The organism is Delftia sp. Cs1-4, from assembly GCF_000214395.1.
Taxonomy (GTDB): Bacteria; Pseudomonadota; Gammaproteobacteria; order Burkholderiales; family Burkholderiaceae_C; genus Comamonas; species Comamonas acidovorans.
In genome coordinates this window covers 4,232,390-4,244,643 of sequence record NC_015563.1, presented here as the reverse complement: position 1 = coordinate 4,244,643, position 12,254 = coordinate 4,232,390, and the positions used below count along the sequence as shown (strand labels likewise).

Sequence of the window (12,254 nt, the reverse complement as noted above, 5' to 3'; positions counted from 1 at the left end):
TATTGCTTGCAACTGCTTGCTATTGCAGCTGCAGCAGCAACTCGCGCAGGCGCTGCCCGGCCGCTGCGCTTTGCTGCGGATTGAGCGCCAGGGCCAGGCCGATGGAGGGCAGGTTCTCGGTATCTGCCAGCGCGCGGAACACCACCCCCGGCGTGCTGCCCTTGGCCACCACGGCTGGCACCAGCGCCACGCCCAGGCCCGCACCCACCAGGCTGACCAGGGTCTGCGCCTGCACGGCATGCTGCTTGACCTGGGGCATGAAGCCCGCGTTCTGGCAGGCCAGCACCACCAGCGCATGCAGGCCTGGCACCTCGCTGGGGCGGTAGTTGATGAAGGGCTGGTCCGCCAGGTCCCGCAGCCGCAAGGCGGGCCGCTGCAGCAGCGGGTTGCCTTCGGGCAGCACGGCCACCAGCTCGTCCTTTTCCACGGGTGTGATGGACAGGTCGGTGGCCTGCGTCACCGGGTAGCGCAGCAGGCCGGCATCGAAATCGCCGCTGGCCACCTGCGCGCAGATCTCGCGCGTGGTCGATTCGGTCAGCACCAGATCGATCAGCGGATATTCGCTGCGAAAGGCCTGCACCAGCCGCGGAATCAACGAGAACGTGGCCGAGCCTATGAAGCCTATGTGCAGGCGCCCGCGCTCGCCGCCGGCCGTGGCGCGCGAGACCTCCTGCATCTGGCGCGCATGGTGCAGGGCCAGCTCGGCACTTTCCAGGGCCGCCAGGCCTGCCTCGGTCAGCGCCGTGCCCCGGCGGTCGCGCTGGAACAGCTGCACGCCCAGGCTGTCTTCGAGCCGTCGTATGGATTGGGACAGCGGCGGCTGCGACATGTGCAGCTGCTCGGCCGCCTGCCGGTAGTTGAGCGTGCGGGCCAGGGTGACGAAGTGACGCAGTTGGCGCAGGTCCATTAATATCCACCGTGTATCAGAGATGCTGAATTAAGTCTTAGACGCAGCTTTGAAGATATCAAATACTGGCTTCCTGAAGCAACATGGAGACCACAGTGCAGGCTGCGTTGACAGGGATTCGGGTGCTGGATCTGTCCAGCGTGGTGTTCGGGCCGCTGGCCAGCCAGGTGCTGGCCGACTACGGCGCCGAAGTCATCAAGATCGAGCCGCCGGCCGGCGACTCCACGCGCCATACCGGCCCGGCCGTGGAGCCCGGCATGGCGGCCATGTTCATGGGCACCAACCGCAGCAAGAAGAGCGTGGTGCTGGACCTCAAGCAGGAAGAGTCGCGCCAGGCCCTGCATGCGCTGCTGGCCACGGCCGATGTGTTCATGCACAGCATGCGCCCGCAAAAGCTGGCTCCGCTGGGCCTGGACCCCGCAACGCTGCGCGAGCGCTATCCGCGCCTGGTCTATGCAGGCCTTCATGGCTTTGGCGAGGACGGCCCCTATGCAGGCATGCCCGCCTACGACGACGTCATCCAGGGCATGAGCGGCCTGGCCGACCTGATGGAACGCCAGACGGGCGAGGCGCGCTACCTGCCCACCATTGCGGCCGACAAGACCTGCGCCCTGGTGGCCGCGCATGCCGTGCTGGCGGCGCTGTTCCAGCGCGAGCGCAGCGGCCATGGCTGCTTTGTGGAAGTGCCCATGTACGAGACCATGGTGGGCTTCAACCTGGTCGAGCATTTCTACGGCATGCACTTCAGCCCCGCGCTCAGCGGCGCAGGCTACCCGCGCGTGATGGCGCCCTGGCGCAAGCCCTACCGAACGCTGGACGGCCACGTCTGCATGATGCCGTACACCGATGCGCACTGGCAGCGCTTCTTCGCCGCCGTGGGCCAGCCGCAGCTGGCCCTGGACGCGCGCTTTGCCAGCCAGGCCAGCCGCACTGCCCACATTGCCGAGCTGCTGGAGACCGCAGGCGAGCATGTGGCGCTGCACGGCACCCAGTACTGGCTCGATACCTGCCAGCGCCTGGAGATTCCCGCCGCCCCGGTGGCGCGCATGGACGATCTGCCCGCCGATCCACACCTGCAGGCCACGGAGTTCTTCGTGCCGCTGCACGACGCCGCCATGGGCACCGTGCACCTGCCTCGCTCCTCCGTGCGCATGGATGGCTGGCAGGCCCCCATGGGCATGCCACCGCGCCTGGGCGAGCACACGGCGGCGCTGCTGGCCCAGGCGGGCTGGAGCGCCGAGCGCATCGCCGGCCTGCAGATCACGCAACAGGAGACATGAGATGACAGTGAACACCCCGCAGCCCCACCCTGGCGCCGCCTGGAACGCCGTGCCCCGCATGGGCCAGGGCTTTTTCTGGCAGGACCTGCAGGTTGGCCAGCAGCTGCGCACCTTCCGCCGCACCGTGACCGAGTCCGACCTGGTCGCCTTCATCAACGCCACGGGCATGCTGGAGGCCATCTTCATCGAGGAGGGCTACGACGGCGGCGCCATTGCCGGCCGCCCCGTGCCGGGCGCCATGACCTATGCGCTGATCGAAGGCTTCATCCTGCAAAGCATGATCCAGGGCACGGGCCTGGCCATGCTGGAGCTGCACCAGAAGATCCTCGGCCCCGTGCTGGTGGGCGACACCATCGAGGCGCTGGTCGAAGTCACCGCCATCAAGCCCACCTCCAAGGGCAACCGCGCCGTCGTCACCTCGCGCATCGAGGTCTTCAACCAGGGCCACCAGAAGGTCATGGAATACACGGCCGTGCGCCTGCTGGCCGGGCGCAGCTAGGCGGCCACAAGCATTCCCATAACGACATCAGGAGACAAAAGCATGGACAAGCAGATCGACAAGGCGGCCCGCAATAGAAGGCGCCGCATGGCGCTGGTCACCCTGGCGGCCCCTGTTGCGGCGGCTGCGGCGGTGGCAGTGGGGGCGGCACTGCCCGGCGCCGCGCAGGCGCAGCAGCCCTGGCCCAGCAAGCCCATCACGATGGTCGTGCCCTTCCCGCCGGGCGGGCCCACCGACCTGGTGGCGCGCGTGCTGGCCCAGCAGGTCGGCCAGCAACTGGGCCAGACCGTAATCGTGGACAACCGGCCCGGAGCCAATGGCAACATCGGCAATGCCCTGGTGGCCAAGGCCGCGCCCGATGGCTATACCGTGCTCTACAACACCTCGTCCATTGCGCTGAGCCCGTCGCTCTACAAGAAGATGAGCTACGACGTGGGCAAGGACCTGATGCCCGTGGCGCTGACGGCCGTGGTGCCGCTGGGCCTGGTGGTCAACCCCAAGCTGCCGGTGAAGAACGTGCAGGAGTTCGTGCGCCATGCCAGGGACAAGACCGGCCAGCTGTCCTATGGCTCGGCCGGCAACGGCAATGTCACCCACCTGGCGGCCTTCCAGGTCGTGCAGCACTACCAGATCGAGGCCAGCCACGTGCCCTACAAGGGCAGCGCGCCGGCCGACGTGGATCTGGTGGCCGGGCAGATCGACTTCATGACCGACACCATCAACTCCGTCGCACCCTTCATCAAGGAGGGGCGGCTCAAGCTGCTGGCCGTGAGTTCTTCCAAGCGCCTGCCCAACTTCCCCGATGCACCCACGCTGGCCGAAAGCGGCATGTCCGGCTTCGAGGCCGGTGCCTGGCAGGGCGTGATGGTGCCGGCCAAAACGCCGGCCGCCATCATCCAGCGGCTCAACCAGGAACTGATGCGCGCGCTCAAGGACCCGGGCGTGGTCGAGAAGCTGCAGCTGCAGGGCGCCGAAGGCCTGGGCTCCACGCCCGAGGAATACGGCGCCTATATCCGCAGCGAGATCAAGCGCTGGGCCGGCGTGGTCAAGAGCACGGGCGTCTCTCTGGACTGAGTGCGGGGCGTTGCGGCGCCTGTCGCGCAGTTGCGCAAATTGGCACCTGTTTGTCAGGGGCGGGCGCGGTTTTTCAGCTATGGTTGCGGCTCATTGCCCCGGGCTGCCGGGGCAGGGCATGCATAGCAACAAGGAGCAAGATATGACGGGAGCTGCCGGCGAAGTCCTCAGCGAAGTGCGGGGCCGCATGGGCATGATCACCTTGAACCGGGCCAAGGCGCTGAATGCGCTGTCGCTGGGCATGGTGCGCGATCTGCTGGCCACCCTGCTGGCCTGGCAAAAGGATGAGCAGGTGCTGGCCGTGGCCATCCGAGGCATGGGCAAGGAAGGGGTCTTCGGCGCCTTCTGCGCGGGCGGGGACATCCGCTTCCTGCATGGCGCGGGCAGCACGGGCAATCCGCAACTGGAGGACTTCTTCACCGAGGAGTACGCGCTCAACCACCTGATCCACACCTTTGGCAAGCCCTACATCGCCTTCATGGACGGCATCGTCATGGGCGGCGGCATGGGCATCAGCCAGGGCGGCACGCTGCGCATCGTCACCGAACGCACCAAGATGGCCATGCCCGAGACGGCCATCGGCCTGTTCCCCGATGTGGGTGGCGGCTACTTCCTCTCGCGCTGCCCGGGTCACGCGGGTGAGTGGCTGGCGCTGACGGGCGATGTGATCGGCGCGGCCGATGCGCTGGACTTCGGCCTGGCCGATGGTTACCTGCCCTCGGACCAGCAGCCTGCGCTGTGGGACGCGCTGGCCGCCGGCAGCTTTGCCGATGCAGCGGCCATCGAGGCCCTGGTGAAGTCGAAGTTCACGGCCCTGGCCAAGCCAGCGGCCCAGCCCCGCGCCGAGATCGACCGCGTGTTTGCCCTGCCTACGGTGGCTGCCATGGTGCAGGCGCTGGAAGCGGCAGATGGCGAGTGGGCCCAGCACACGGCTGCCACGCTGCGCAAGCGCTCGCCGCTGATGCTGCACGTGGTGCTGGAGCAGATCCGCCGCGCGCGCGGCATGACGCTGGCCCAGGACCTGCGCATGGAGCGCGACATGGTGCGCCACTGCTTTTACCTGCGCCCGGGCCAGAGCGAGACCATCGAAGGCATACGCGCACTGGCCGTGGACAAGGACCACCAACCGCGCTGGAACCCTGCGCGCATCGAGGATGTGCAGGAAGCGCAGTGGCGCGCCTTCTTCGACAGCCCCTGGCCTGCGCATTCGCATCCGCTGGCGGCGCTGGACTGATCGCGGCGCAGAGCGTTCAGCGTTCAGGCTTCCAAAAGGCCATCCGGCGCCATGCCGGGTGGCCTTTTTGCATTCAACGATCCGCAGGCTCCATGCGGCAGGAATGGCCTGCCAGCAGCCGTACCGCGTCGTCAATGCGCGGGCCCGGATCCCATTCGGGCACGGGCGGCGTCAGGCCCAGGGCCATCTGCCGCAGCGGCTCGGCAATGACCATGGACAGCAGCAGGTCGCAGACGACTTCGGGCTGTTCGGCCCGCAGCAATCCCTTGCTGCACTGGCGCCGCAGCCAGTCCACCAGCATGCCGCGGCCGCGCTCAATGCCGTTGCGCTGGTAGACCTCCAGCAACTCGGGCTTGGCGGGAAAGTCGGTGGTGAGCAGGCGGAACATGCCCACCGCCTCGGCCGACAGCACGCGCGCGGCAATCACGCGCAGGATCTCGGCCAGCGCTGGCGCCACCTCTGCGGCCGATTGCGCATCGGCCGACAGGGCGGGGCGGAAACCGTCGGTCCAGCCGCGCACCACCAGGGCCACCAGGTCCTCGCGGTTGGCTGCAAAGCGGTAGAGCGTCTTCTTGGCCAGCCCCGCGCGCCTGGCCACGGCTTCCATGGTGGTGGCGGCATAGCCTTCGTTGAGCAAGAGCCAGGTGGCGGCGGCCAGGGCGGCGTCGTTGGCCTCGTGCTCGGGCCGGGCCGGCCGCCCGCGCGGCCTGGGGGCCGCAGGAGTGATTTCGGATTCCATTGGATTTCTTGTCGTTCCGTTCGGTGTTGTGCAGGGTCGTGCCTGGTTGTGCAGCATTTTGTTACCCGGCAGGGATTATCCGATTTTTTGGAAACGTTGTTCGTTTCTTTAATATAAGATGGCTTTTCCTCATCAACCCAGGAACGGAAAACACCCATGAACCCCCATGCCTTCGAGCCCGACATTTCCCGCATCGACGAGCTGCTGCACATCACGCCGCTGCGGCTGGAGACGGGAATCCAGCGCCTGCCCAGCGGCTGCCTGGTGGTGGCCTGCCGCACCGACCTGCATGGCTGCAGCGGCCGCATGCTGGACTGGTGGTTCAAGTTCTTCGAGACCACGCAGCACATCAAGTGGTGGCATCCGCACGACCACATCGCGCATCGCGGCTGGGATGCGCAATGGAAGAAGGGCGAGAGCTACATCGGCGCGTCCATCGAGGCCGTGGAGTCCCTGGCCGATATTCCGCCCGTGGCGGCCAGGCTCAAGTTCCACGATCCGCGCGAGCTGTTCGACCCTGCGCAGCTGGAGCTGGCCTTTGCCGAAAAACGCGCATCGGCCGCCGTGTATGCGCGTATCGGCTTCGGCGAGCATGTGCAGCTGGACGCCAGCGGGGACCCCATGGACGGGCAGATGGTGCACCTGGCGCGTGACACGCCTTTTGGCTGCGTGCTGCGCAGCCGCTTTTTGCTGGGCCAGTCCTGCGCCGACCCGGCGGCCGAGCTGCCCGACGCGCTGGGCCTGGGCCTGCTGCGCCATTGCTACACGGAGTTCACCTACCTGTCGCGCTTCCTGCCCTCGCTGTACTACGGCGAGCATGGCAACGGCGAGGCGGCGCCGCTGCCCTGGTAGACGTGGCCCCAGGCTTCAAAGCTGCTGGTGCACGGCCGTGGCCAGCTGCAGCAGCCGGTTGCGCGGCAGGGCGCCGCTGAGCGCATAGCCAAAGCCCTGGTCCACCCAGTAGAAGCTGGGCACGGGGCCGTCGCTGCTGAAGTGAAAGGCAGTCTCGCCGCGCGTGGCCGGGTCCTGCAGCGCGCCCAGGTAGAGGGTGATGCGCTCGCCGGCCGCGTCCTGGTACATGAACTGGGCGCGTGCGCCGCTGTCGCCGGGCAGCAATCGGCCGCCCACCAGCTCATAGCCCAGGTCCGTGAGGGCCGGCAGCTTCAGCGGCCGGCCCAGGCGCTTGGACAGCCACTGCAGCAGATGGGCCTGCTGCGCGGCCTCCACCTCGACCGGGTGGCGTTGCTCGGGCTGGTAGACCGCGTGTGCGACGGCCGCCTGGTGGGCGAAGCGGGCCGGGGTGGCGGCAGCCAGCGTGGCCGCCGTTGATGGCGCGGCGGCTGGCACCGCCTGCTGCCCATGCACCAGCCAGCCCAGGCCGAAGGCCAGCATCCAGCCCGCGGCCATGCCACCCCAGCGCCACCACTGCTGCTGGCGCTGGTGCAGGCCCTGCAACTGTTCGGCGGCGGCGCGCATTTCGTCGGGCATGCCGGGTTCATCCCGGGCGGCATGCAGGGCGCGCAGCAACTGGCGCTGGCGTTGCCATTGCTCCACGCGCGCGGCACTGTCTTCGTCCAGCTGGTCGCGCAGTGCCTGCGCCTGCTGCGCGGGCAGGCGGCCATCGACCAGGGCGTGCAACTGCTCGTCGGAAATGGGCGGGGGCAAGGGCGAGGAAGATGAAAGAGGGGTGGGGGCGGATGCGGTCATGGCGGCCTCGTCATTTGAGCCGGCGCAGCGCGGGGGCTGCGGCTTGGGGTGTTGCGGCCTTGGCAGTCGGTGCTGACTGTGCAGGCGCTGCAGAGGAGGCCGAGGTGGCCGATGGGGCCTCCATCAATTCGCGCAGCCGGGACCGTGCGCGCGACAGCCGCGACATCACGGTGCCCAGGGGCAGATGCAGCACGCGCGCCGTGTCGGCGTAGCTCATGTCCTCCACGCTGACCAGCAGCAGCACGGCCCGCTGCTCGGCGGGCAGGCGCTGCAGGCAGCGCTCCAGGTCCAGGGCCGCATCGCTGCTGTCCTCGGGTGCGGCCAGGGTCTCGGACAGGCTGTCTATGTCCAGCCACTGCCCGCGCGCGGCAGAGCGCCGCTGGTTCAGGTAGAGGTTGTGCATCAGCGTGAACAGCCAGGCACGCAGATCGCCGTCGGGGCGCCACAGCAGCCATTTGCGGCAGGCACGCTCCAGTGTGTCCTGCACCAGGTCGTCGGCGGCCCAGGCATCGCCTGCCAGCAGCCGCGCGTAGCGGCGCAGGCCGGGCAGGTGCTCCAGGATCTGGCTGCGGTCCATGGGCAGGTCCGAAGGCGGATGCGACTGGAATCAGGGGCGTGCGGTATGCCAGACGCCCATGACGCCGTCGCCCGTGGTGTCACCGGCCTTGCCGTCCTTCACCCAGTAGTACAGCGGCTTGCCCTTGTAGGCGATCTGGCTGCTGCCATCGTCGCGCTGGATCACGCTGTAGTTGCCGCCAGAGGGCGCCTGCTTGCCCATCAGCGGCGGCCAGTTGGTCGCGCAGGGGCCGTTGCAGACGGACTTGCCGCTGCCGGCCGTGTCCTTGTCGAAGGTGTAGAGCGTCATGCCGTTGGCGCCGACCAGCATGCCGTTTTGCACGCTGACCGCGCTGGGCGGGGTCTGGCCAGAGGCGTTGGCCGCAGGCGCGGAATAGCAGCCTGCCAGGGTCAATGTCAGGGCTGCCGTGAAGGCACAGGTACCAAGTTTCATGCCGAGCTTCTTCATCGCTGTCTCCGGTGCTTGCCGGCGCGCGAAATTGCGGCCGGACATTGCAATGAACACTGGGCCGTGCCGGTTTATTCCGCAGCAGTGCAAAAAAAGCTGCGGATGCCCGTCAGCGGTTGAAGCTCTTCATGGCGCGCTCGACCTCGCGCTTGCCTTCGCGGTCCTTGATCACGTCGCGCTTGTCGTGCTCGGCCTTGCCCTTGGCAAGGGCGATGTCGCACTTGACGAAGCCGTTCTTCCAGTGAAGGTTGATGGGCACCAGCGTGAAGCCCTTTTGCTCGACCTTGCCGATCAGGCGCAGGATGTCGTCCTTCTTGAGCAGCAGCTTCTTGATGCGCGCCGCGTCGGGGTTGACGTGGGTGGAGGCGGTCTTGAGCGGGTTGATCTGGCAGCCGAGCAGGAACAGCTCGCCGTCCTTGACGATGACGTAGCCGTCGGTCAGCTGCACCTTGCCGCTGCGCAGTGCCTTCACTTCCCAGCCGTGCAGCACGATGCCGGCCTCGAAGCGTTCCTCGAAGAAGTAGTTGAACGCGGCTTTTTTGTTGTCGGCGATGCGCGACTGTGTTTCAGGTTTCTTGGCCATGGAGTAATAGATGCGGCGAAAACCTGGAGATGAAAGCTCTCCATACAATACTGGATTGCCGTCTCGCCTCCGTGCGGGATTTTAGTTTCGCCTTGCCGTCATTGTGACAGCCGTATGCGCCATGACCGCGCAGCCGGTGTTTTGCATGCCGTGCAGCCCGCCCCATTCATGAAAAAAGTCAACAAGTCCGTCCTGATCTGGTACAGCCCCCAAGAAATGTTTGCCCTGGTGACGGACGTGGCCCACTATGCCGACTTCCTCCCCTGGTGCGACCAGGCCAGGGTGCTGGAGCAGGACGAGCAGGGCATGACGGCCGAGGTGGGCATTGCATTCGGCGGCATGCGCAAGTCCTTCGTCACGCGCAACACGCACAGCGTGCTCGACGATGGCGGGCGCCAGGTCAGCATCCGCCTGATCAAGGGGCCGTTCTCGCGGCTGGAGGGCAACTGGATGTTCCGCCCCGTGGGCGACGGCTCGCAGCGGGCCTGCCGCGTGGAGCTGCAGCTGGACTATGGCTTTGACAACATGGCGCTGGCCGCCGTGGTCGGCCCGGTGTTCGACCGCATCGCGGGCTCCATGGTCGATGCCTTCGTCAAGCGCGCCGAGCAGGTCTATGGCTGAACCCCGGCCGTTTCTGTGCATCACGCTGGCATGCAGCCCGCGCCCTGGTGAAGTCGTTGAGCTGACCCTGCAATTGCCGGCCGGTGCCTCGATTGCCGACGCAGTCGAGGCCGCTGGTGGCTGGCAGGCGCTGGGCTTTGCACAGGAGGGGCCCGCTGGCCTTTGGGGCCGCAGCGCCCCTTTGACGCAAGGCTTGCGCGACGGCGATCGCGTGGAGCTGTACCGGCCCTTGACCGTGGACCCCAAGGTGGCGCGCCGCGAGCGCTTTGCGCGCCAGGGAGCCCGCGCCACGGGCCTGTTCCAGCGCCAAAGGCCCGGGGCCAAGGCCGGTTACTGAAGGAGGGAGGCGCTCAGCGCACCGGGCCGCAGTCCGAGGCGATGGTGGCGTCGGCGCGCTTGAGTTCGCTGTTGCGCGTGGCTTCGTCCATGAAGCCGCGTTCGCCCTGTGCATTGGTGTGTGCCAGCAGGCCGCCCGATGACAGTGCCGTCTTGGCCTGTTTTGCCCGCGCACAGTTTTCCTGGCGATCCTTGGCAATGCGGTCCTTTTCTGCCTTGGCCTTGGCGGCCTCCTGGGCCTCGGCCTTGCGCTTTTGCTCTTCCAGGGCCTTGTCGGTGCCTGCGGGCTTGGCGTCCTTGGCGGTGGCGGCAGGCGCTGTCTGTGCCGTTGCATCTGCAGCGGGCTGCGTGGCCGCATCTGTAGCTGCCGGTGCAGTGGATGGCGCCGCCGCTGCTGGAGCGGGTGCGCTGCCGCCAGGCTGGCGCAGGATGTTCTTGGCCGGAATGTCAGGGGGTGGCGCGCGGTCGCTGAAGACCTTGCGGCCTGTGGCGTCGACCCATTGCCACTGGGCGGCTGCGGACAGCGAACAGGCGGCAAGCGCGGCTAGCAAAACAAGCTTGGTGGCATGCATGGTGATTGGGGTGATCGGGCCGGTTGCAGGTAGCAATAGCAGGAAATGATGGCGGGCAGCGATAGCGGGGAACAATGGCCTACAGCATACATTGTGATCCGGCGCACGGGTACAATCCTTCTTTTGGAGCTCTCACATGCGCCTTCTCGGTAAAGCCCTGACCTTCGACGACGTCCTCCTGGTCCCCGCTTTCTCCCAGGTCCTGCCCAAGGACACCTCGCTCAAGACGCGCTTTTCGCGCAACATCTCCCTGAACATCCCCCTTGTGTCCGCCGCCATGGACACCGTGACCGAAGCGCGTCTGGCCATTGCCATTGCGCAAGAGGGCGGTATCGGCGTCATCCACAAGAACATGACGGCAGAACAACAGGCTGCCGAAGTGTCCAAGGTCAAGCGCCACGAATCCGGCGTGGTGCACGACCCCGTGGTCATCACCCCCGAGCACACCGTGCTGCAGGTGCTGCAGCTGTCCGAGAACCTCGGCATCTCCGGCTTCCCCGTGTGCGACGGCGGCAAGGTGGTCGGCATCGTCACCAGCCGCGACCTGCGCTTCGAGACCCGTTACGACGTCAAGGTCAGCCAGATCATGACGCCGCGCGAGCGCCTGATCACCGTCAACGAGAAGGACGGCACCACGCCCGTGGAAGCCAAGGCCCTGCTCAACAAGCACAAGCTCGAGCGCATCCTGGTCGTGAACGACGCCTTTGAACTCAAGGGCCTGATCACCGTCAAGGACATCACCAAGCAGACGACTTTCCCCAACGCAGCGCGTGACAGCGCAGGCCGCCTGCGCGTGGCCGCCGCCGTGGGCGTGGGCGAGGGCACCGAGCAGCGCGTGGAGCTGCTGGTCAAGGCCGGCGTCGATGCACTGGTGGTGGACACGGCCCACGGCCACAGCAAGGGCGTGATCGACCGCGTGCGCTGGGTCAAGCAGAACTACCCGCAGGTCGATGTCATCGGCGGCAACATTGCCACCGGCGCCGCTGCGCTGGCACTGGCCGAGGCAGGCGCCGATGCCGTCAAGGTCGGCATCGGCCCTGGCTCCATCTGCACCACGCGCATCGTCGCCGGTGTGGGCGTGCCCCAGATCATGGCCATCGACAGCGTGGCCCAGGCCCTGCAGGGCACGGGCGTGCCGCTGATCGCCGACGGCGGCATCCGCTTCTCGGGCGACATCGCCAAGGCACTGGCCGCTGGCGCCTCGACCATCATGATGGGCGGCATGTTCGCCGGCACCGAAGAGGCTCCGGGCGAGGTCATCCTGTACCAGGGCCGTTCGTACAAGAGCTATCGCGGCATGGGCTCCATCGGCGCCATGCAGCAGGGCTCGGCCGACCGCTACTTCCAGGAGTCGAGCACCGGCAATCCCAACGCCGACAAGCTCGTGCCCGAAGGCATCGAAGGCCGCGTGCCCTACAAGGGCTCCATGGTCTCCATCGTTTACCAGATGGCCGGCGGCGTGCGCGCTGCCATGGGCTACTGCGGCTGCGCCACCATCGAAGAGATGAACAACACGGCCGAGTTCGTGGAGATCACCGCCGCAGGCATCCGTGAATCGCACGTGCATGACGTGCAGATCACCAAGGAAGCGCCGAACTACCGCGCCGACTGATCCAGATCCAGCGCCTTGGCGCGAGATGGAAAAGAGGTCCGGGCAGCCACTGCCCGGACCTCTTTT

General features: G+C 67.1%; 15 protein-coding genes. 8 read left to right on the top strand and 7 right to left on the bottom strand.

The window, feature by feature from the left end; genetic code table 11:
• Nucleotides 1-19: 19 nt before the first annotated feature.
• Entirely contained in the window at nt 20-907 is an 888-nt protein-coding gene (locus tag DELCS14_RS18510; protein WP_012204838.1) for a LysR family transcriptional regulator, read from the bottom strand.
• An 83-nt stretch (nt 908-990) separates the two neighbouring features.
• On the opposite strand from DELCS14_RS18510, the gene DELCS14_RS18505 reads away from it, so the two are divergent.
• From DELCS14_RS18505 to DELCS14_RS18490, 4 genes are all read left to right on the top strand, one after another.
• On the top strand, nt 991-2,187 hold the full coding sequence (locus DELCS14_RS18505) for a CoA transferase (RefSeq protein ID WP_013803035.1): 1,197 nt from the start codon (nt 991-993) through the stop codon (nt 2,185-2,187).
• A gap of 1 nt (nt 2,188) precedes the next feature.
• Nucleotides 2,189-2,686, top strand: coding sequence for a MaoC family dehydratase (locus DELCS14_RS18500; protein WP_013803034.1), 498 nt, complete (start codon nt 2,189-2,191; stop codon nt 2,684-2,686).
• A 42-nt stretch (nt 2,687-2,728) separates the two neighbouring features.
• Nucleotides 2,729-3,760, top strand: coding sequence for a tripartite tricarboxylate transporter substrate binding protein (locus DELCS14_RS18495; RefSeq protein ID WP_013803033.1), 1,032 nt, complete (start codon nt 2,729-2,731; stop codon nt 3,758-3,760).
• Nucleotides 3,761-3,902: 142 nt separating this feature from the next.
• Nucleotides 3,903-4,994: an enoyl-CoA hydratase/isomerase family protein gene (locus DELCS14_RS18490; RefSeq protein ID WP_013803032.1), complete on the top strand. Its 1,092-nt coding sequence runs from the start codon at nt 3,903-3,905 to the stop codon at nt 4,992-4,994.
• A gap of 73 nt (nt 4,995-5,067) precedes the next feature.
• Here DELCS14_RS18490 and DELCS14_RS18485 read toward each other — a convergent pair whose 3' ends face one another.
• Nucleotides 5,068-5,733: a TetR/AcrR family transcriptional regulator gene (locus DELCS14_RS18485; protein WP_013803031.1), complete on the bottom strand. Its 666-nt coding sequence runs from the start codon at nt 5,731-5,733 to the stop codon at nt 5,068-5,070.
• A gap of 156 nt (nt 5,734-5,889) precedes the next feature.
• On the opposite strand from DELCS14_RS18485, the gene DELCS14_RS18480 reads away from it, so the two are divergent.
• The gene (locus DELCS14_RS18480; RefSeq protein ID WP_013803030.1) at nt 5,890-6,585 is read left to right on the top strand and encodes a hypothetical protein; all 696 of its coding nucleotides are present in this window, start codon (nt 5,890-5,892) and stop codon (nt 6,583-6,585) included.
• Between the two features lie 15 nt (nt 6,586-6,600).
• Here DELCS14_RS18480 and DELCS14_RS18475 read toward each other — a convergent pair whose 3' ends face one another.
• The 4 genes from DELCS14_RS18475 to smpB form a co-directional block, all read right to left on the bottom strand.
• On the bottom strand, nt 6,601-7,440 hold the full coding sequence (locus DELCS14_RS18475) for an anti-sigma factor (protein WP_013803029.1): 840 nt from the start codon (nt 7,438-7,440) through the stop codon (nt 6,601-6,603).
• A 10-nt stretch (nt 7,441-7,450) separates the two neighbouring features.
• A complete protein-coding gene (locus DELCS14_RS18470) occupies nt 7,451-8,017 on the bottom strand; it encodes a sigma-70 family RNA polymerase sigma factor (protein WP_013803028.1) in 567 nt (188 codons plus the stop codon).
• A gap of 30 nt (nt 8,018-8,047) precedes the next feature.
• Nucleotides 8,048-8,464 carry a hypothetical protein gene (locus DELCS14_RS18465; RefSeq protein WP_012204847.1) on the bottom strand — a complete coding sequence of 139 codons (417 nt, stop codon included), beginning with the start codon at nt 8,462-8,464 and terminating at the stop codon, nt 8,048-8,050.
• 109 nt (nt 8,465-8,573) lie between these two features.
• The gene (gene smpB / locus DELCS14_RS18460; RefSeq protein WP_013803027.1) at nt 8,574-9,047 is read right to left on the bottom strand and encodes an SsrA-binding protein SmpB; all 474 of its coding nucleotides are present in this window, start codon (nt 9,045-9,047) and stop codon (nt 8,574-8,576) included.
• Nucleotides 9,048-9,215: 168 nt separating this feature from the next.
• On the opposite strand from smpB, the gene DELCS14_RS18455 reads away from it, so the two are divergent.
• The gene (locus tag DELCS14_RS18455; RefSeq protein WP_034398355.1) at nt 9,216-9,668 is read left to right on the top strand and encodes a type II toxin-antitoxin system RatA family toxin; all 453 of its coding nucleotides are present in this window, start codon (nt 9,216-9,218) and stop codon (nt 9,666-9,668) included.
• Complete coding sequence (locus DELCS14_RS18450; protein WP_013803025.1) at nt 9,661-10,005, top strand: RnfH family protein; 345 nt, start codon at nt 9,661-9,663, stop codon at nt 10,003-10,005. Before DELCS14_RS18455 ends, DELCS14_RS18450 begins: the two co-directional genes overlap by 8 nt.
• Before the next feature lie 13 nt (nt 10,006-10,018).
• Here the strand turns inward: DELCS14_RS18450 and DELCS14_RS18445 are convergent, their stop codons facing one another.
• Nucleotides 10,019-10,576 carry a DUF4124 domain-containing protein gene (locus tag DELCS14_RS18445; protein WP_013803024.1) on the bottom strand — a complete coding sequence of 186 codons (558 nt, stop codon included), beginning with the start codon at nt 10,574-10,576 and terminating at the stop codon, nt 10,019-10,021.
• 136 nt (nt 10,577-10,712) lie between these two features.
• On the opposite strand from DELCS14_RS18445, the gene guaB reads away from it, so the two are divergent.
• A complete protein-coding gene (guaB, locus tag DELCS14_RS18440) occupies nt 10,713-12,188 on the top strand; it encodes an IMP dehydrogenase (protein ID WP_013803023.1) in 1,476 nt (491 codons plus the stop codon).
• Nucleotides 12,189-12,254: the final 66 nt, after the last annotated feature.

Coding starts and splice junctions, on each gene's coding strand:
- DELCS14_RS18480 (WP_013803030.1), top strand. CDS start 5,890: ATGAACCCCCATGCCTTCGAGCCCGACATTTCCCGCATCGACGAGCTG.
- DELCS14_RS18465 (WP_012204847.1), bottom strand. CDS start 8,464: ATGAAGAAGCTCGGCATGAAACTTGGTACCTGTGCCTTCACGGCAGCC.
- DELCS14_RS18510 (WP_012204838.1), bottom strand. CDS start 907: ATGGACCTGCGCCAACTGCGTCACTTCGTCACCCTGGCCCGCACGCTC.
- DELCS14_RS18445 (WP_013803024.1), bottom strand. CDS start 10,576: ATGCATGCCACCAAGCTTGTTTTGCTAGCCGCGCTTGCCGCCTGTTCG.
- DELCS14_RS18505 (WP_013803035.1), top strand. CDS start 991: ATGGAGACCACAGTGCAGGCTGCGTTGACAGGGATTCGGGTGCTGGAT.
- DELCS14_RS18475 (WP_013803029.1), bottom strand. CDS start 7,440: ATGACCGCATCCGCCCCCACCCCTCTTTCATCTTCCTCGCCCTTGCCC.
- DELCS14_RS18495 (WP_013803033.1), top strand. CDS start 2,729: ATGGACAAGCAGATCGACAAGGCGGCCCGCAATAGAAGGCGCCGCATG.
- DELCS14_RS18450 (WP_013803025.1), top strand. CDS start 9,661: ATGGCTGAACCCCGGCCGTTTCTGTGCATCACGCTGGCATGCAGCCCG.
- DELCS14_RS18470 (WP_013803028.1), bottom strand. CDS start 8,017: ATGGACCGCAGCCAGATCCTGGAGCACCTGCCCGGCCTGCGCCGCTAC.
- guaB (WP_013803023.1), top strand. CDS start 10,713: ATGCGCCTTCTCGGTAAAGCCCTGACCTTCGACGACGTCCTCCTGGTC.
- DELCS14_RS18485 (WP_013803031.1), bottom strand. CDS start 5,733: ATGGAATCCGAAATCACTCCTGCGGCCCCCAGGCCGCGCGGGCGGCCG.
- DELCS14_RS18490 (WP_013803032.1), top strand. CDS start 3,903: ATGACGGGAGCTGCCGGCGAAGTCCTCAGCGAAGTGCGGGGCCGCATG.
- DELCS14_RS18500 (WP_013803034.1), top strand. CDS start 2,189: ATGACAGTGAACACCCCGCAGCCCCACCCTGGCGCCGCCTGGAACGCC.
- smpB (WP_013803027.1), bottom strand. CDS start 9,047: ATGGCCAAGAAACCTGAAACACAGTCGCGCATCGCCGACAACAAAAAA.
- DELCS14_RS18455 (WP_034398355.1), top strand. CDS start 9,216: ATGAAAAAAGTCAACAAGTCCGTCCTGATCTGGTACAGCCCCCAAGAA.